The sequence below is a fragment of the Brevibacillus sp. BC25 genome, assembly GCF_000282075.1.
In the GTDB taxonomy this organism is placed as follows: Bacteria; Bacillota; Bacilli; order Brevibacillales; family Brevibacillaceae; genus Brevibacillus.
Window position 1 is genome coordinate 1 of record NZ_AKIX01000089.1, and the last position, 1,264, is coordinate 1,264.

Genomic DNA, 1,264 nt, shown 5'->3' on the forward strand with positions numbered 1-1,264 from the left:
TGAAGTGCACCCCTTAGAATAGACATTGGAAAAACCCCTAGGTTTAACCGATGAAATCTAAGGGGTGTTTTTTTATGGCAATAAAGGGGCAGAAGTTCAAGTCATATTCAGAGGAATTGAAGAAAGAGGCAATCCGCCTGCATATTGAGGAGAAATGGACATATCGACAGATTACAGAGCATCTGCGCATTCAAGATAGAGATCGGATGAAAGTATGGATGCGAAAGTATCGAAAGCTAGGGGAATTTGGTCTACTCAATCAACGAGGAAGACGAGAAGAATATATCGATCAGGAGAGATATGTCCAAAAGTTGAAAAGAGAGAATACGATGCTAAAAAAGTGTTTGGAAATCTGGATTCAGGAGGTGCACGGAGAAAGTACGAAGCAGTTGAGAGGGCCTCAAAATGGTATCCGGTAAGTCAACTGTGCCAGCTATTCGGCGTTTCTCGAAGTGGTTACTACGCTTACAAAAAACGAAAAGCAGCGGATCGGGACAAGTGGCTGAAAGAATTGATTCAAGCACTGTATATGAAGTACGAAGGGAAATACGGATATCGACAGATTCAACTGTTTCTTCTTCAGGACCATGGCATATGGGTGAACCATAAGCGAGTCCTACGCTTGATGCAAGAACTAGGTCTACGTTCTCGAACTCGTCGCAAACATAAGAGCAACTACCGTTCTTCGGTTGGCAGCCGAATCGCGGAAAACTTGCTACAACAACATTTCCGTGCAGACAAGCCGGATCAAAAGTGGGTAACGGATGTCACACAGTATCGCATTGGAGAGACATGGTTGTACCTCTCTGCTATCAAAGATTTATTTAACAATGAAATCATCGCTTACCACATGAGCAAGCGTAATGATAATGAGCTCGTTTTGCAGACCTTTGCAAAAGCTTTCGAAAAGAAAGGGGACATGACTGGATTGATCGTTCACAGCGATCAAGGATTCCAGTACACGTCCCATGCTTATCACGACATGCTGCCAAAGGTTGGCGCCCAAATCAGCATGTCACGGCGAGGCAATTGTTATGACAATGCCTCTATGGAGAGCTTCTTCTCGCATCTCAAAACGGAAGGGCTCTATCCTTATGATATACGAACCGTTGACGAGGCACAAAGGCGAATTGATGAATTCATTCAGTTTTACAACCAGAAGAGACCACAAAGAAAATTAAATAAGCTAGCACCGATTGAGTATCGGCGCCAGCTTACAGCCTAGGTGTTTTTCTTAATGTCCACTAAACGGGGTCTTGACCAA

General features: G+C 43.8%; 2 protein-coding genes. Both read left to right on the forward strand.

Features of this window, described 5'->3' with window-relative positions:
• Positions 1-74: 74 nt before the first annotated feature.
• The gene (locus PMI05_RS21785) at positions 75-419 is read left to right on the forward strand and encodes a helix-turn-helix domain-containing protein (RefSeq protein ID WP_039961173.1); all 345 of its coding nucleotides are present in this window, start codon (positions 75-77) and stop codon (positions 417-419) included.
• Positions 341-1,225: an IS3 family transposase gene (locus tag PMI05_RS21790; protein ID WP_157230930.1), complete on the forward strand. Its 885-nt coding sequence runs from the start codon at positions 341-343 to the stop codon at positions 1,223-1,225. The genes PMI05_RS21785 and PMI05_RS21790 overlap by 79 nt, the downstream gene beginning before the upstream one ends.
• The last annotated feature ends 39 nt before the right edge of the window (positions 1,226-1,264 follow it).

What these genes read in the sequence shown, in the direction of transcription:
- PMI05_RS21785 (WP_039961173.1), top strand. Translation starts at nt 75, where the DNA reads ATGGCAATAAAGGGGCAGAAGTTCAAGTCATATTCAGAGGAATTGAAG.